The 15,883-nt window shown below is 60.6% G+C and carries 14 protein-coding genes and 1 pseudogene; 6 read left to right on the top strand and 9 right to left on the bottom strand.

All coding sequences use genetic code 11. From position 1 onward, the window contains the following. Window positions 1-4: 4 nt before the first annotated feature. The 3 genes and pseudogenes from ACI77I_RS21145 to ACI77I_RS21135 all read right to left on the bottom strand — a co-directional run bounded on the left by ACI77I_RS21145 (window position 5) and on the right by ACI77I_RS21135 (window position 2,781). Window positions 5-1,537 (bottom strand): ABC transporter substrate-binding protein, encoded by a 1,533-nt coding sequence (locus ACI77I_RS21145; protein WP_371917666.1) that lies wholly within the window; start codon window positions 1,535-1,537, stop codon window positions 5-7. 322 nt (window positions 1,538-1,859) lie between these two features. Next, window positions 1,860-2,126: a hypothetical protein gene (locus ACI77I_RS21140; protein ID WP_094950203.1), complete on the bottom strand. Its 267-nt coding sequence runs from the start codon at window positions 2,124-2,126 to the stop codon at window positions 1,860-1,862. An 80-nt stretch (window positions 2,127-2,206) separates the two neighbouring features. Beyond that, window positions 2,207-2,781, bottom strand: a pseudogene (locus ACI77I_RS21135) (GNAT family N-acetyltransferase). 122 nt (window positions 2,782-2,903) lie between these two features. On the opposite strand from ACI77I_RS21135, the gene ACI77I_RS21130 reads away from it, so the two are divergent. After that, a complete protein-coding gene (locus ACI77I_RS21130) occupies window positions 2,904-3,776 on the top strand; it encodes an undecaprenyl-diphosphate phosphatase (RefSeq protein WP_094950201.1) in 873 nt (290 codons plus the stop codon). Window positions 3,777-3,928: 152 nt separating this feature from the next. On the opposite strand, the gene rtcA is transcribed toward ACI77I_RS21130, so the two are convergent. From rtcA to ACI77I_RS21115, 3 genes are read right to left on the bottom strand one after another with little or no spacing between them, the layout of a single operon-like run. Continuing rightward, complete coding sequence (gene rtcA, locus ACI77I_RS21125) at window positions 3,929-4,954, bottom strand: RNA 3'-terminal phosphate cyclase (RefSeq protein WP_406998313.1); 1,026 nt, start codon at window positions 4,952-4,954, stop codon at window positions 3,929-3,931. An 8-nt stretch (window positions 4,955-4,962) separates the two neighbouring features. Beyond that, the gene (locus tag ACI77I_RS21120) at window positions 4,963-5,751 is read right to left on the bottom strand and encodes a nucleotidyltransferase domain-containing protein (RefSeq protein ID WP_406998312.1); all 789 of its coding nucleotides are present in this window, start codon (window positions 5,749-5,751) and stop codon (window positions 4,963-4,965) included. 13 nt (window positions 5,752-5,764) lie between these two features. Continuing rightward, a complete protein-coding gene (locus ACI77I_RS21115; protein ID WP_094950198.1) occupies window positions 5,765-6,991 on the bottom strand; it encodes an RtcB family protein in 1,227 nt (408 codons plus the stop codon). A 212-nt stretch (window positions 6,992-7,203) separates the two neighbouring features. Between ACI77I_RS21115 and rtcR the strand changes: the two genes are divergently transcribed. Continuing rightward, the gene (rtcR, locus tag ACI77I_RS21110) at window positions 7,204-8,802 is read left to right on the top strand and encodes an RNA repair transcriptional activator RtcR (protein ID WP_094950197.1); all 1,599 of its coding nucleotides are present in this window, start codon (window positions 7,204-7,206) and stop codon (window positions 8,800-8,802) included. A gap of 606 nt (window positions 8,803-9,408) precedes the next feature. Here rtcR and ACI77I_RS21105 read toward each other — a convergent pair. Further along, window positions 9,409-9,996, bottom strand: a complete 588-nt coding sequence (locus ACI77I_RS21105; protein WP_242155666.1) for an NUDIX domain-containing protein — start codon at window positions 9,994-9,996, stop codon at window positions 9,409-9,411. A 116-nt stretch (window positions 9,997-10,112) separates the two neighbouring features. Between ACI77I_RS21105 and ACI77I_RS21100 the strand changes: the two genes are divergently transcribed. Further along, entirely contained in the window at window positions 10,113-11,261 is a 1,149-nt protein-coding gene (locus tag ACI77I_RS21100) for a diguanylate cyclase (protein ID WP_406998311.1), read from the top strand. A gap of 98 nt (window positions 11,262-11,359) precedes the next feature. After that, a complete protein-coding gene (locus ACI77I_RS21095) occupies window positions 11,360-12,286 on the top strand; it encodes an alpha/beta hydrolase (RefSeq protein WP_094950232.1) in 927 nt (308 codons plus the stop codon). 192 nt (window positions 12,287-12,478) lie between these two features. On the opposite strand, the gene ACI77I_RS21090 is transcribed toward ACI77I_RS21095, so the two are convergent. Next, window positions 12,479-13,639, bottom strand: coding sequence for an alpha-hydroxy acid oxidase (locus tag ACI77I_RS21090; protein ID WP_094950194.1), 1,161 nt, complete (start codon window positions 13,637-13,639; stop codon window positions 12,479-12,481). Window positions 13,640-13,760: 121 nt separating this feature from the next. Here ACI77I_RS21090 and ACI77I_RS21085 point away from each other — a divergent pair, with 121 nt between their 5' ends. Continuing rightward, the gene (locus tag ACI77I_RS21085; RefSeq protein WP_094950193.1) at window positions 13,761-14,546 is read left to right on the top strand and encodes a DeoR/GlpR family DNA-binding transcription regulator; all 786 of its coding nucleotides are present in this window, start codon (window positions 13,761-13,763) and stop codon (window positions 14,544-14,546) included. A gap of 249 nt (window positions 14,547-14,795) precedes the next feature. On the opposite strand, the gene ACI77I_RS21080 is transcribed toward ACI77I_RS21085, so the two are convergent. Beyond that, on the bottom strand, window positions 14,796-15,008 hold the full coding sequence (locus ACI77I_RS21080; protein WP_094950192.1) for a hypothetical protein: 213 nt from the start codon (window positions 15,006-15,008) through the stop codon (window positions 14,796-14,798). A 285-nt stretch (window positions 15,009-15,293) separates the two neighbouring features. On the opposite strand from ACI77I_RS21080, the gene ACI77I_RS21075 reads away from it, so the two are divergent. Then, on the top strand, window positions 15,294-15,854 hold the full coding sequence (locus ACI77I_RS21075) for a type 1 glutamine amidotransferase domain-containing protein (protein WP_406998310.1): 561 nt from the start codon (window positions 15,294-15,296) through the stop codon (window positions 15,852-15,854). Window positions 15,855-15,883 lie beyond the last annotated feature (29 nt).

The following is a 15,883-nucleotide window of genomic DNA, read 5'->3' as shown; positions in this document are numbered from 1 at the left end:
CTCGTTAGTGCGCTGCGAGGCTGACGCCCCACAACCGTGGCGACGACACCGGCCAAGAATGGAAGCCCTGCACGCTGTCACGCAGCGCTGCGGCGACCGTGCCGTTGTAGATGATCACCATGGGGGTGTCGTGGATCATCATCGTGTGCAGTTGGTCGAACAGCGCCTGACGCTTGGCCGTGTCGCTCTCGCGCACCGCGTCACGCAATACCGCCTGGGCCTGGGGGTTGTCCCAGACCTTGCGCGGCTCCTTGCTCTTGTCGCCCATCAGCGAATCAAAGCTGGTGGCCGGGTCCAGGCGCGAGGAATAAGAGAACGCCATCATCTGGTAATTGCCGCTCTGGTAGCGCTCCAGCTGCGTGCCCCACTCCAGGGTTTCCATCTGGATATTCAAGCCGCTAGTCACCGCCATCGCCTGGCTGAGCAGGCCCATGTCGAACATCTGCGAGTAGCGTTTGTTGACGATCATCTTGATCGGCTGGCCGTGGTAACCGGCCTCTTTCAACAGGCGCTGGGCTTGCTGCGGGTCATAGCTATAGCCGTGCTTGGCGGTGGCGCTGTAGAAGGGGCTGGTTTGCGCGATGGCCGAATTATTCGGCTCGGAGGTGCCATTGGTCAGCGCGTTGACCATCTGCCCGTAATCCAGGGAGTGGGCAATGGCCTGGCGAATACGCACGTCCTTGAGCAACGGGTCGTTGGTCTGAAACAGCAACCCACAGATGGCCATGATCGGGCTGAACGAAATCTGCACGCCCGGCGTGGCTTTCAGCTCCTGGGCATCGCTGGCGCTGACGTTGGGCAGCAGGTCGATATTGTTGGACATCAACGCCGCCTTGGCCGACGACGGGTCGGGAATCACCATAAAGCGCACCCCGTCGACCAGCGCCTGCTTCTTACCGGTGAAGCCATCCGGCCCGGCTTCATCACGTGGGCTGTAATCGTTGAAGCGCGACAGTGCCACGTATTGCCCAGGCTTCCATTCGGTAAGGCTGAACGGGCCAGTGCCGACAGGGGCTTTCCAGCTACCATCGGCGGCCAGCGAATCGGGGTGCAGGATGCCGCTGCCCCCGCAATCGGGGCGCGCCATCGAGGCGAGGAACAGCCCGCTGGGCTGGTCCAGGTGGAACACCACAGTGAGCGGGTCCGGCGTGTCGATGGCGGTGATTTTCGCCCCGCCACGCCCATCGAATTCGGCCAGGCAGCGCCATTGGGTCTTGGGGTTGAGGTAGCGATCCCAGGTCCATTTCACATCGCCTGCGGTCAAGGTCGCGCCGTTCTGGAAGTGCACGCCTTCGCGCAATGTGAAGGTGTAGGTCATACCGTCATCGGAGCGCTGCACCTCGCGGGCCAGCAACGGGCCGACGGAAGCATCCTCGCGGTGGGCCACCAGGCCTTCGACGATGTGCAGCATCACGGTGTCGGTATTTTCGTCACGGTTGACGCCCGGCTCGGTGCTGCGGATGTCGGCATTCAAGCCAACGCGTAAGGTGGTTTGGGCCTGCGCGAGGCCGGCGCCCAGTGCGAGGGTGGCGCACAGCGTGCCATTGAGTAAGCGATTCACGGGAGATGTTCTCCTTCGCTGAGAAAACCGGCCTGGGGCAGGAGCCGGCTTCAAGCCTGTATGAGGTCGTTGTTGTTATGGCCTGAATGGGGTCAGTGCCGCGGATGTTTTTGTTTTTTTAAATTCGCCGGGACATATTCACAGCATGAACGAAGCTTGTAAATGTTTTTTTATGCATATAAAAACACTAAAAAACTAATACCGCCGTCACTAATGGTTTTTCAAGGCAACAAAAAAGAGGCCGAAGCCTCTTTAGGAGATGAAACCAACGCGCGCCCGTAGGCCCTCTGGTTAAGACCTAGCGACAGTGATAAGGGCTTTCGCTCGTGAGTTCTTCATCCGTGTCCATGTCACGGATGGTCACCGTGCCTTTGGGGTTGGCCATGCAGTACGAATTGCGCGCGGAATAGATTCCGCTGCCTTTGGTCAGGATCACCACCCTGCCAGGCACGCCATTGGCGTCCACGCCCGTCACCTTGTAACGACCTGACATCGTCAGGCAACCGCCGAGCGTCAGCATCAGCCCCGCGCACACGACAAACTTGAACGAAGAGAACGTGCTCATTTCGCATCCTTGTGAAATTCAGGGCCGAAGCGGCCGATGAGCCTAGGAGCCGCCTCGCCCGGTTAAGTTCAACATCGCGTTTAATGCAGCGCCGCACGCGTAATCAGGTAACTCACCAATTGCGGATCATCCTCCAGTTCAATCATCTGCGCCGGGCGCGGCAGGTCGTCCAATACTGCGCGCCAGAATACCTGGGACACTTCGTCCTGATCGTAAAAGCGCACCAGCCAATTGGCCTCGCCACTGCTCAATACCTGAGTGGCGATGGCACGGCCGATGCCTTTGCGGCGGTAGCGTTTGAGAATGAACAGGTCGGCCAGTTCCAGCGCATTGATACCCGGTAACTCGCTGCCTTCAATCAGCAGGAAGCCGGCGATATAACCATCCACCAGCAGCAGGTTGGCGCTCCATTGCGGGTCTTGCCAGTAGCGGGTCAGGTGCTCGTCGTGGATGTAGAAACGGCCGTCCGCCTCGACATCTTCCTGCTCCCAATCCGAGGATTCGTAGGCGTAGTACTGGTAAAGATTACGGATCAGCTCAGACGCATCGGGGCCGGTCTGGATCAATTCGACGGTGGTTTCAGGCATGGGGCTCTCGGTCAAAAATGCAGGCCGCCATTGTTCACAAAAGAGTAGCGCAGGCCAATACATTGCATAACCTTTCTATTTGCTGAACCGATTGCGGATTTGTCTGGGGCGGACCAAATTCTTGAAACATTTAGAATAAACTTTGTCCAACCCGCTGTTTTCTCAAGCCCCTTTTGCAAGGACATGTACTTTGACCAATGTCTGTTCCGCCGGCCTGGATGTGGGCTTTGCCTCCCTGGACTACCTGCAGATCTTCATCCTGGGCGTGATCCAGGGCATAACCGAGCTGTTGCCGGTGTCGTCCACCGCGCACATGCGCGTGGTACCCGCCCTGCTCGGCTGGCAAGACCCGGGCTCGGCGTTTTCGGCAGCCATGCAGTTGGCGGCGCTGGCGGCGGTGGTCAGCTATTTTTGGCGCGATGTGCGCCAGGTCACCACCGGTAGCATTGGCGCAGTGCGCCGGGGCGACTACAACGACCGCTGGTTCAAGCTGGCCGTGGCGATTGTGTTGGCAACCATCCCGATTGGGATTGCCGGCCTGGCGCTGTCTTCGACCTTGAATACCTGCAACTCGCCGTTGCGCGGCCTGATGGTGATCGGGATTGCCTGCGTGGTGATGGCGGTGCTACTCGCAGTCGCCGAGCTGCGTGCACGCCACACCCGCGAGATGAGCCAGATGCGCCTGCGCGACGCACTGATCGTCGGCATTGCACAGATTGGCGCGCTGATTCCCGGCGTGTCGCGTTCCGGTTCCACCCTGACCGCCGCGCTGTTCCTCAACTTCAAGCGGGAAGAAGCCGCGCGCTTTTCCTTCCTGCTGGGCCTGCCCGCCATCGCCCTCGCCGGCTTGAAAGAATTGTGGGTGCTGCTGCACGCCGACCTGCCCGCCCACGCCTGGTCGCACTTGATCTTTGGCCTGGTGGTCGCCAGCATCTCGGCGTTCTTCGCGATCTGGGGCCTGATGAAGTTCCTGGAACGGTTTTCCACCTGGCCGTTCGTGATCTACCGCGCGCTGTTGGGGATCTTCCTGATCGTGGCGGTCAGCACCGGGCTGTTGAGTTAAGCCGCATTGAGCTAATACCGCCGGCCTGTGGTGACAGATTGGCACCCGCGCCAGACGGCGACGGCGCAGGTGCAATTGCAGAGCGCCGAGGCGCTTGATCCTCTGCGGCACCGGGTGCCTATCCCTCCGCAGAACGTGACGTCGGAGCATCTCTAACGCGCCCGGCACTCGACCAGCAACCCGCCCTCTTCGCGCACATGGCTCTCAATCACCACCGGCAAGAAGCGCTGGATCACCGTCATGTTGCTGTGCAAATGCTCGCTCATGTGCGGCGTGGTGAAGCGGCCGCCGCCCGCCAACGCCATCGGCAGCAGCAACTGATCCGCCAGGTGTTCACCCACCGCTGTGTCGGTGCCCTGCCATTCCATCGCCTGGTCAATGGCCTCGTCAGCCACGGTTTCGGCACGCACAGCGGCCATGCCAAATGCGCTGAACACCTCGGTGACGTGCGCGTGGACGTATTCCAGCATCAGCACATTGCCCGGCCCCTGTTGCGGGTCGATCTCTATTGGAAATAGCTGGGCTTCGCCGAAGCCCAGGCGTTGGCGAACGCGCTTGAACTCACGCTCGCTCACCTGAGCGGGCAGCCCGGCATTCAGCGTGGTGGCGCGGGCCTCCAGCAGCTTGCCGCGCTGCATCAGCTGCAACGGCAGCAGTTGCGATGGCTGGATAAACGCCTCAATCTCACCGCCGCCAGCCGGGACGAAACCATGGCGGTTGAGGGTCAATTCAACACGCGCGCCCATGCGCTGCAACAGTGGCAGCCAGGCCCGCTGCAAAAAGTCCACCGGCGGCGCCAGCGGGTTATGGGTGCCGCCGCTGATCGTCACGCAGCTGGCGTTCGGTGCGCGCAACAGCGCCGGTAACAACGTCTGCAACACCAGGGTGCAGCTACCGGCCGTGCCAATGGCAAAGCGGTACTCGCCGCCTTGAATCGGCCCGGGCTCGAACAGCAGGGTCTGCGACCCCAGTTCAGCGCCTTGAACCTTGGCGCCACAGACTTGCGCGGCGGCCAGCACAGCCGTCAGGTGTTGGCGCATCAAGCCGGGCCGGCTGCGTTTGGCGCGGATATTTTTGATGCGCAACGTCAGCCCAGTCAACATCGACAGGCTCAAGCCACTGCGCAACACCTGGCCACCGCCGATGGCGCCGTCGAGTTCAATCACGTCCTGTTTCATGTTCATCCTTATGCGTAGCGTTTGACGGTGTCCCGCAGGTACTGGTCCAGCCGTTGTGAGTCTTCTTGCGTGCGTGGCAATACCGGCACGCTGCGTTCCAGTTCGCGCAGGATAAATTCATGCAGCGCTGGGCGCCGTGGGCCATAAGCGGCTTCCCCGGCATTGCGCTTGAGGGCGAGCAGCGTTGCCACTTCGTCGAGCAGTTGCGGATCATCCACCGTGCCAAGCAGGTCGGCGAAGGTCATCGGCGGCCGCCCCAGGCCCAGGTCGATCCAGCGCACCGCCAGCAATGGCCGAAGCACGTAGAAGTACTTCTTGAACCGCACCTCGTCGCCTTGCAGGTAACCGCGAAAATTCTTCTTGGCCATCGACAAATAGTGATTACGCGCCGCTGGCGGGCTGTAGAACGCCTCGGCCAAGGCCCGCAGTTGCTCTGTCGCCTGCGTTTCCTGGCGATACACCAGCGGCGAATCCAGCCACTCCAGCAATGTAGGGTTGGACTTGCGCAACAGGCCAAGGGTCTTGCGCAGCTCCCAACCGCTGACATCCAACTCATCATCCAGCGGGCCTTCGATCACGTCCCGTGGCGTATCCACCTGCATAAACCAGTCGGGCTTTTCCACGTAGACAAAGCGCACGTCGTAGTCGCTGTCGGTAGAGGCAAAACCCCAGGCGCGACTGCCCGACTCACAGGCATACAACACGGTCACGTTGCGCTCGCGCTCTATGCGTTCCAACTCATCCAGCACCCGCGCACGCATGGCGTCGCTCAATGGGTGGCGTTCTTCCTTTTCCATGGTTTTTCCCCTGTTAACCTTTTACGCACACCACCTGACGCAAGGTGTGCAGCACTTCCACCAGCTCGCGCTGGGCGTGCATGACGGCGTCGATGTCCTTGTAGGCCATCGGAATTTCATCGATCACATCGGCATCCTTGCGGCATTCCACGTGGGCCGTCGCACGGATCTGGTCGGCCACCGTGAAGGTGTTTTTTGCCTTGGTGCGGCTCATGGTGCGGCCGGCGCCGTGGCTGCACGAGCAAAACGACTCTTCGTTGCCCAGGCCGCGCACGATGAAACTTTTCGCGCCCATGGAGCCCGGAATAATCCCCAGCTCGCCCTTCTTCGCCGACACCGCGCCCTTGCGCGTCACCAGCACATCCTCACCAAAGTGCCGCTCTTTTTGCACGTAGTTGTGATGGCAGTTCACCGCTTCCAACGCCACCTCAAACGGCTTGCTGATCACCTGGCGTGTGGCCTGGACCACCGCGCGCATCATCAACTCGCGGTTCTGCCGGGCAAAGTCCTGGGCCCAGCCCACGGCTTGTACGTAGTCATCGAAGTGCTGGCTGCCTTCTTCGAAATAGGCCAGGTCGCGGTCCGGCAAGTTGGCCAGGTGCTGGCGCATGTCCGCCTGGGCCAGCTGGATAAACAGGTTGCCGATGGCGTTACCCACGCCACGCGAGCCGCTGTGCAACATGAACCAGACCCGGTTGGCTTCATCCAGGCACACCTCGACAAAGTGGTTACCCGTGCCGAGCGTGCCCAAATGCTGGCGGTTGTTGCTGCGCTCCAACTGTGGGTACTTGTCGGTGATCGCCTTGAAGCGCGGGTGCAGCGCCGCCCATACCTGATCGGCCTGGGCCGGCACGTCTTCCCACGCCCCTTTGTCGCGACCTTTACGGCTGCGGGTGCGGCCATGGGGCACGGCGGCTTCGATGGCGCAGCGCAGCCCGTGGAGATTGTCCGGCAAGTCGCTGGCGGTCAGCGTGGTGCGCGCCGCGATCATGCCGCAGCCGATGTCCACGCCCACCGCCGCCGGGATAATTGCGCCCACCGTCGGGATCACACTGCCGATGGTCGAACCCTTGCCCAGGTGCACATCCGGCATCACCGCGAGGTGCTTGAAGATAAACGGCATCTTGGCGGTGTTCATCAGTTGCTGGCGGGCTTCAGGTTCCACGGGCACGCCCTGGGTCCACAGTTTGATCGGCTTGCCGTTGGCCACTTCCAGCAGTTGGTAGGTCTTCTCTTGCATGATCTCGATTCTTTTTTTGAAAGCCGTCACTGCGGCGTTGATTGAGCTATAGCAGCGGGCGTGCCAGCTTTTTCACCAACTCAATTAAAATTCTTATCTCATTGTTTTATATAGTTATTTACAAACACTCAGATTTAAATAATGAAAAGCGATGACAAGTTCAATGGCTAATTTATATCCTAGCTTATCGTCACTTATCTTTTGGTCTAGTCATGAAGCGCAAACGCACCGTCGCCATCGGGTTTATCGGGTCCAAGCTGGATCGCGTCGGCAAGGGCGCCAACCGCTGGAACTACTGGCGCCCCAGTGTCGGCCTGTGCCAGCAAGCCGATGTGCTGATTGATCGCCTGGAGCTGATCCACGACGTCGACGCGCGCGACGTGAGCCTCGCCGAACGGGTGCGCGCCGACATCCTGCAGATCTCACCGCACACCGAGGTGCGCCTGCACGCGATGCCACTGCAAAACCCCTGGGACTTCGAAGAGGTCTACGCCGCGCTGCACGATTTCACCACAGACTATGCCTTCAATACCGAACACGAGGACTACCTCGTCCACATCACCACCGGCACCCACGTGGCGCAGATTTGCTGGTTCCTGCTGACCGAGGCGCGCAACCTGCCGGCACGCCTGATCCAGACCGCACCGGCACGCCGCAGTGACGACAGCGCGCCCGCCACTGGCACCCACACGCTGATCGACCTCGACCTGTCGCGCTACGACCGCATCGCCTCGCGCTTTGCCGAAAAACGTTTAGAAGGCCTGGCGTTTCTCAAGTCGGGGATTGCCACACGCAATAGCGCTTTCAACGGCTCCATCGAGCAAATCGAGCGCGTGGCCGTGCGCTCCAAGGCGCCGATGCTGCTGATCGGCCCCACCGGTGCCGGCAAGTCATTCCTCGCCCGGCGCATCTACGAACTCAAGCGCAGCCGCCACCAAATCCAGGGGCGTTTTGTGGAAGTGAACTGCGCCACCCTGCGCGGCGATGGTGCGATGTCGGCGCTGTTCGGCCACATCAAAGGCGCCTTCACCGGCGCGCAAAATGCCCGTGACGGCCTGCTGCGCGCGGCGGATGGCGGCATGCTGTTTCTCGATGAAATCGGCGAACTGGGGCTGGATGAGCAGGCGATGCTGCTCAAGGCCGTCGAAGAAAAACGCTTCTACCCACTGGGCGCCGACCAGGAAGTGGCCAGCGACTTCCTGATCATCGCCGGCACCCACCGTGACCTGCGCGGGCGCGTGGCCCAGGGGCTGTTTCGCGAAGACCTGTATGCGCGTATCAACTTGTGGACCTTTGACCTGCCCGGCCTTGCGGGCCGGCGTGAAGACATCGAGCCCAATATCGATTTCGAACTGGAACGGCATGCCCGCGAGCAAGGCCGCCACGTGCGCTTCAATCTGGAGGCGCGGCGTCGTTACCTGGCGTTCGCCTGCTCCAGCGAAGCGGCGTGGCTGGGCAACTTTCGTGAGTTGTCTGCTTCGATCACGCGTATGGCAACGCTGGCGGACAGCGGGCGTATTGATGAGGCCCAGGCTGAAGAAGAAATCCAACGTTTGCGCTACGCCTGGGGCTTATCTGCGCCGCAGGCTGAGTGGCAAGCCTTGCTGCCTGCGGATCTGGATCTGTTTGACCAGCTGCAACTGAAGGCGGTGATTGAGGTGTGCTTGCAGGCAGACAGCCTGTCGGATGCTGGCCGGCGATTGTTCGGCGTGTCGCGCCAGGCCAAGGTACAACCGAATGACGCGGATCGGTTACGCAAGTACCTGGCGCGGTTTGCGATTGATTGGAAGCAGTTGGCGGCGCTCAAGTAAAGCGGGTTTTTTTTTGGGGGGGGGTTGAGGGCATATCCGTTATTTGGGTGATGGCGGATATGGGTTCCGCCCTTACGGCGGCTCACTTTTGAACAGCGCAAAAGTAAGCAAAACGCTCTTGCCCCACCACTCGGCACCTCGCTCACGCTTCGGTGTGCCCTCACGCAGGCTTTGGACCGTGGGCAGCGTGGTTTAACGGGGCGCCCAAGATCAAGATCAAAAACAGATCAAGATCAAAAGCAAGAGCACGGCGGCCTAGTAGCCGACCTGAGTGGTTAGATCAAAAGCGAAGCCAAGGCGGCCTGACAGCCGACCTGATCTCTGAAACTGAACTCAATCAAATGTGGGAGCTGGCTTGCCTGCGATGGCATCAGGTGCGGCGATCCGGCAAGCCAGCTCCCACATTTAGATCTCAGTACATCAGGTGGATGTGGTGGTGTTCTGCTTCTGCCGTGCTTTTGCTTCAACCACTCACTGCTTTTGATCTGACAGGCCCCCGTTAACCACGATGGCCGAACACAGGCGAGGCACCGAGTGGTGGGGCAAAGACCTTTTGGTTACTTTTAGCTGGGCCGGCATTCCGGGCGTTTGCCAAAAGTGCCCCCCTCACCACCCCTCTTTCAACATACGCAACTCCAGGTGCTGCAACAGCATGATGGTCTTACCATCCACAATCTCACCGCTCTGCACCATCGCCAACGCCTGCTCAAAGCCCAGCTCCAGCACTTCGATATCCTCGCCCTCTTCCTCCAAGCCACCCCCCGTACCGACCCGATCCGCTGCTTGATACTCACCGATAAAGAAGTGAATCCGCTCAGTCACCGACCCCGGGCTCATGAACGCCGCATAGATTTTCTCCACATGACCAACGCGGTACCCGGTCTCTTCCTCAGCTTCCAGGCGAATACGTTCCTCAGGGCTGGCATTGTCCAACAAACCGGCAGCGGCTTCGATCAAGTAACCCGGGTAATCGTTGACGAACGTGGGCATACGAAACTGGCGAATCAGCAGCACCGTGCGCTGCGCACGGTTGTACAACAGGATGGTCGCACCGTTGCCCCGGTCATACACCTCGCGCGTCTGGGCTTGCCAACTGCCGTCCTGCCTGCGCAAGTCGAAGCTGTACTTTTTCAGAAGGTACCAACTGTCCGAGAGGGTTTCCTCAGCGGTGATTCGAATGGGGCTGTTGTCCATGCTCAGGCCTCTGCGCAAATGTGCAGGAGCATCTCGCGCCGTCAATACCAGCGTCAAGCGCATCACTTGCGGCTACAATCGCGCCCCAAGAAGGATCTCCCTGCGGGTTCAAGGAAATGATGCTGCACATCCCGACGCTATTGATAGTGGCCGTGTTCGTGTTCTGCCTGATGGGCCTACTGACGGCGCATGCCTGGAGCCGTGGCCGCGAACCGACCCTAGGCTATCTGGGCATCATGCTGTTGCTCGCCTCCCTGGGCACCGGGCTGATTGTGGTACGCGGTATGGGCATGGACTTTGTCGCGCTGATCATCGGCAACGTGGTGCTGCTGCTCAGCGCCGCCATGAACTGGACCGCCATGCGCGCTTTTGTGCAGCGCAAACCCAATGTGCCGGGGATCTTTGCCGGTGCCGGGCTGTGGTTGTTGATGTGCCTGGTGCCGCCGTTCTACGCCTCGCTGTCGGCGCGGGTCACGCTGTATTCGCTGTTGGCGGCCGGGTATGGCGTGTTGTCGGCGCTGGAACTATGGCGCCGGCGCGCCAGCCTGGAAGTCGCCTACGCCCCCGCCCTGGTGCTGACCCTGTGGCACACCGGTTTCTATGGCATTCGTGCCTTTACCGACCCCGGCCTGCCGATCAAGAGCGCGCAGGCCTCGGGCAGCGAAGGCGTGCCGTTTTTCTCGTTCATGCTGTTTGAATCCATGCTGTACGCCATCGGCATTGCCTACGTCACCCTGGCGATGGTCAAGGAGCGCTCCGAACTGCGCTTCAAAGCCGCCGCCTTCAGTGATGCGTTGACCGGCATCGGCAACCGCCGCGCCTTTATGCTCAAAGGTGAGCAACTGTTGGCCGACAGCGCTCGACGTAACCAGGGCGCGGCCCTGCTGCTGTGCGACCTGGACCACTTCAAGCGCCTGAATGACAACTTCGGCCACCCCATGGGCGACCAGGCCTTGATCGCGTTCAGCCGGGTGGCTGAAGCGACATTGCGGTCCACCGACGTGTTCGCACGCATCGGTGGCGAAGAGTTCGCCTGCCTGCTCGCCGACAGCGATGCCGCCGGCGCGTTTGAAGTGGCCGAGCGCATTCGCCAGACGTTCGCGCAGTTGGACCTGTTGGCCCCCGGCTACTTGGGCGTGAGCATTGGCATCGTCACCTCCCAGGCGGGCGGCGACCTCTCTCAATTGCTCTCGCAGGCCGACCAGGCGCTGTACCTGGCCAAGGCACGAGGGCGCAATCGAGTGCAGGTGGCCGCCGCGCTGTAACACTTTGCAAGCAAACCCCATGCGCGGCTGTCGAATTAATTCCTGCCTGCATAAGCCATCTGGTAAAACCCGTGCTTCGCCTTTATATGGGTACCTTCATGTCATCTCGTTTTATCGCTCGCCTGGGCCTGCGCTGGTTTCCCCTGCTGTGCATGGCCATCCTGATCATCGGTTTGCCGGTGGGCTGCGCCGTGCTGCAACACAAAGAGCGCGAGCTGGTGTTCCGTATCGAGCCGGGCACGGCCGGCTGGTACACCGGCTTGCCTAAGGCGGTGCAGGAATTCGATATCAAGCCCGCCAGTTTCAAACCGGGGCAAAACCTTCACGGCTGGTGGTACCCGGCCGACAACAAGGACGCGCCGGCCATTCTCTACCTGCACGGCGTGCGCTGGAACCTCACCGGGCAGCTGTTTCGCATCGAGCAACTGCACGCGCTGGGCTTCTCGGTGCTGGCCATCGACTACCGTGGTTTCGGCCAAAGCCACGGCGATTTGCCGTCGGAAACCAGTGTGTATGAAGACGCCCGCATCGCCTGGGAACGCTTCCAAGTGCTGCAACCCGACCCAGCCAAACGCCTGATCTACGGGCACTCCCTGGGTGGCGCGGTGGCCATCGACCTGGCGGCCGAATTGAGTAAGCAGACACCGCTGCCCGTGCGCGGGCTGGTGATCGAATCCACCTTCACCTCGCTGGGGGACGCGGCCGCCGCCGTCGCCAATACCTCGTTGCCGGTGCGCTGGCTGCTGTCGCAGAAGTTTGACTCCATCGACAAAATGGCCAACGTGCACATGCCGCTGCTGGTGGTCCACGGCCTGGCCGACCAGTACGTGCCACCGCGTTTCAGCCAGCAATTGTTTGATGCCGCCCAGGAGCCCAAGCGGCTGTTGCTGGTGCCGGGCGCCACACACAACAACAGCATGAGCCTGGCAGGACGCAGTTATGGCCAGGCGCTGGAAAACCTCATGCGCGCAAAAGCACCGGCGCAGGTGGTCACGCACTCCACAGGCCGTGATAGCGACTCATAAACATACTTTTCGGCACTGGGTTCGCACTTGGCTGTCAAGCGCAAACCCTGCCCATACTGGCCCGCGTGGAAAGTTGATCAAATATTGACCGAGGGCTAAATCGCCAACCCTGCCGGGCCTTCGCAAAGTTATCCACAGAGATACCCACGGTTTTCGTGGACAACTCTTTTTACTTTTTTACGATTTTTTTGCTCAGCAAACGCCTGTGGGAAACGTTCCAGGCAGCAAAATCTCGCGACTCACATCGCGTATATCGTTATAGCCACACAGCGCCATCGACACATCCAACTCCCGGGCGATGATGTCAAGGGCCTTGGTCACGCCCGCTTCGCCCATGGCGCCTAAACCATACAAGTGCGGGCGGCCGATCATGGTGCCTTTGGCGCCCAACGCCATCGCCTTGAGCACGTCCTGGCCGGAGCGAATGCCGCCGTCGAGCCACACTTCAATTTGCGTGCCTACCGCCTCAACAATCGCCGGCAGTTGGCTGATGCTCGACGGTGCGCCATCCAACTGGCGGCCGCCGTGGTTGCTCACCACCAGCGCGTCTGCACCGGAGTTGGCCGCCAGGCGCGCATCTTCCACATCAAGGATGCCCTTGATGATCAGCTTGCCGCCCCAGCATTTCTTGATCCACTCCACATCGTCCCAGCTCAGACGCGGGTCGAACTGCTGCGCAGTCCACGACGACAGCGAACTCATGTCCGCCACACCTTTTACATGCCCAACGATATTGCCGAAACCCCGGCGCTTAGTGCCGAGCATGCCCATTACCCAGCGCGGCTTGGTGGCCATGTTGAGGATATTCGGCAGGGTCAGTTTCGGCGGCGCCGACAGGCCGTTGATCAAGTCCTTGTGGCGTTGCCCGAGGATCTGCAAATCGAGGGTCAGCACCAGCGCATCAACCCCGGCGGCCTTGGCGCGCTCGATCAACTGCTCGATAAACGCACGGTCGCGCATCACATACAGCTGGAACCAGAACGGCTGGCCGACGTGTTCGGCGATATCTTCCAGGGAGCAGATGCTCATGGTCGACAAGGTGTAACGCAGGCCGAACGCGGCGGCGGCGCGGGCGGTGAGGATCTCGCCATCGGCATGCTGCATGCCCGCAAGCCCCGTCGGTGCCAGTGCCACGGGCATGGCCATGTCCTGGCCAATCATGCTGGCGCGGATCGAACGCTGATCGATATTGCGCGCCACGCGCTGGCGGAATTGGATGCGGGCAAAATCGCTTTCATTCGCCCGGTAGGTGCTTTCAGTCCAGGAGCCGGAATCGGCGTAGTCGTAGAACATCCGTGGGACACGTTTTTGCGCCAGCTTGCGTAAGTCTTCGATGGTTGTGATCAACGGCATCTAGGTCACCTCTCCCTGAACTGAGCCCAGAGAGTAACCGCCCATCGGCGGCGCAACCAGTCATTGCGTTTATATCGAGGCAAGCTTAATCTCGCATAAAACCGCAGAAAGATGCACAAACATGCACAGCACTCATCAAGCCATCGACCTACCTTCGTTGCGCAAACAGAAAATCCTGTTGCTGCTGGAGCGCGACGGCAAAGTCACCGCCTCAGAATTGGTGGAACACTTTGCGGTGTCCCAGGACACCATCCGCCGCGACCTCGGTGAACTCGCCGCCGCCGGCCTGTTGCAACGCGTGCACGGCGGCGCCCTGCCCCGGCCCAAAGACACCGGCAAAGACTTCTTCACCCGCGTCGGCGAGACCAATGAGGTCAAGCGCCACCTCGCGCAACTGGCGGCGGATCGCGTTGAAGATGGCCAGATCGTACTGTTCGATTCCGGCTCCACTACGCTGCAGATTGCCCAATCCTTGCCGCGCTCGATCCGCCTGACCGTGGTCACGCCGTCGCCGATGATTGCCATTGCCCTGGCCGACCATCCCGACGTGAAAGTGATTTTGACCGGCGGCCAACTCAACCCCGCCACCTTGTCCACCAGCGGCCACGAAACCGTGCGCCTGATCCAGAGCATCAAGGCCGACCTGCTGTTTACCGGCGTGTGCGCGCTGCACCCGCAGGTGGGCATCAGCTCGCTGCATTTCGATGAAGTGGCGGTCAAGCAAGCGCTGCTCGACAGTGCATCGCACGTGGTGGCCGTGACCATGGCAGACAAGCTTGGCGCCGTAGAACCATTTGTGGTGGGGCCGTGCAACCGCATCCATACGCTGATCACCGAGTGGCATGTGCAGGGTGTCGAGGCGTATGAGCAGTTAGGTTTGGAAGTGCTGCGGGTTGAGGTCGAGTAGGTGAAAAACGAACGTCCAAGCAAAGCAGGTTGAATGTGGAAGCTGTCGAGCGTTAGCGAGGCGGCGATGGGATCACCGCGTTCTACCTGCAAGACCGTAGCGCCTGCATCGCAGCCTCGCTAAAGCTCGACAGCTCCCACATGCGCGCGCCCAAGCATTGAAACCAGTTCCCTGGCGGTGCAGTGCTGCAACTTGCGCGCGATGTCGCGGCCCTGCTGCTCCACACTCAAGTAATCGACCTGGCCATGCTCAGAGGCCCAGCTTGCGCTCAGCTTTGGCGGCCTGCTCGTTGATGGCGTCGGTCTGGCGTTCGATGTCCTTGATCGAGGTGGGCGTCAGCACCTTGTCAACGGTTTCAGTCTTCGGGTTCGGACGTTCCAGGGTCTGGCCCTTGGCGGGTTTTTCAGTGCCTTTCTGGGCGTCTTCGGAGCTGATGGGGGCTGGGGTTTTATCGGCAGTCACAGTCTTTCTCCAAGCAGTTGAAGGCCCGCAAAAAATAGCGGGCCCATATTCAGCAGAGCCCACCGAATTTCGATAGTTCAAGGAATTTGCCGCGCTGCACCACCGGAGAAAAAAACGCGCATTAATTTAAACCTTTTGCCGAGGGCCCCGCTCAACAGTCAGGTACGGCATCACGCCACGGTGGATTTCAAGGAGATCCACATAACTACTCTGCTGATGAAACAAATACCGAGCTGCAAGCCAAACACGCCCACTAATCATCCCTGACCCAGGAGACACTCGACCATGAGTTCGCAACTCAACGGCAAGCACATCCTCATCATCACCTCTAACACCGGTATTGAGCGCGATGAGCTGCTCAACCCCCTGCAAGCGCTGCGCGGTTATGGCGCCACGGTGACTCACGCGTCCAGCAAGGGCGGCACTACCCAGACCTTTGTTGGCGACACCGAGAAGGACAAAACCGTGGAGTCCGACGTGCAATTGTCGGCGGTGGTGAGCAGCGACTTCGACGCCCTGGTGATCCCAGGCGGCACCGTCAACGCCGACACGTTGCGCCAGGATGCGGCGGCGTTGCGCCTGATCAACGATTTCGTCAAGGCCGGTAAAACCGTCGCGGCGATCTGCCACGGGCCGTGGGCGCTGATCGATGCAGGCGTGATCAAGGGCAAGACCCTGACCTCCTACAAAAGCGTGCGCATCGACCTGCAAAACGCCGGCGCTGCCGCGTGGGTGGACGTCGAGGTCAAGCAATGCCCGGCCAATGGTTGGACCTTGATCACCTCGCGTACGCCGGATGACCTGCCGGCGTTCAACGAGGCGATTGCCAAGGCGGTTGCGGGTTAAACCAGCCGTTTAAAGCAAAACAGGCGCCC

This window comes from Pseudomonas sp. D47, assembly GCF_045447305.1.
Taxonomy (GTDB): domain Bacteria; phylum Pseudomonadota; class Gammaproteobacteria; order Pseudomonadales; family Pseudomonadaceae; genus Aquipseudomonas.
Note: the sequence above shows the minus strand (reverse complement) of the source record. Positions and strands in the feature narration are given on the sequence as shown.

What these genes read in the sequence shown, in the direction of transcription:
- ACI77I_RS21120 (WP_406998312.1), bottom strand. Translation starts at nt 5,751, where the DNA reads ATGGAAAAGGAAGAACGCCACCCATTGAGCGACGCCATGCGTGCGCGG.
- ACI77I_RS21100 (WP_406998311.1), top strand. Translation starts at nt 10,113, where the DNA reads ATGATGCTGCACATCCCGACGCTATTGATAGTGGCCGTGTTCGTGTTC.
- rtcR (WP_094950197.1), top strand. Translation starts at nt 7,204, where the DNA reads ATGAAGCGCAAACGCACCGTCGCCATCGGGTTTATCGGGTCCAAGCTG.
- ACI77I_RS21140 (WP_094950203.1), bottom strand. Translation starts at nt 2,126, where the DNA reads ATGAGCACGTTCTCTTCGTTCAAGTTTGTCGTGTGCGCGGGGCTGATG.
- ACI77I_RS21115 (WP_094950198.1), bottom strand. Translation starts at nt 6,991, where the DNA reads ATGCAAGAGAAGACCTACCAACTGCTGGAAGTGGCCAACGGCAAGCCG.
- rtcA (WP_406998313.1), bottom strand. Translation starts at nt 4,954, where the DNA reads ATGAAACAGGACGTGATTGAACTCGACGGCGCCATCGGCGGTGGCCAG.
- ACI77I_RS21105 (WP_242155666.1), bottom strand. Translation starts at nt 9,996, where the DNA reads ATGGACAACAGCCCCATTCGAATCACCGCTGAGGAAACCCTCTCGGAC.
- ACI77I_RS21075 (WP_406998310.1), top strand. Translation starts at nt 15,294, where the DNA reads ATGAGTTCGCAACTCAACGGCAAGCACATCCTCATCATCACCTCTAAC.
- ACI77I_RS21095 (WP_094950232.1), top strand. Translation starts at nt 11,360, where the DNA reads ATGTCATCTCGTTTTATCGCTCGCCTGGGCCTGCGCTGGTTTCCCCTG.
- ACI77I_RS21090 (WP_094950194.1), bottom strand. Translation starts at nt 13,639, where the DNA reads ATGCCGTTGATCACAACCATCGAAGACTTACGCAAGCTGGCGCAAAAA.
- ACI77I_RS21085 (WP_094950193.1), top strand. Translation starts at nt 13,761, where the DNA reads ATGCACAGCACTCATCAAGCCATCGACCTACCTTCGTTGCGCAAACAG.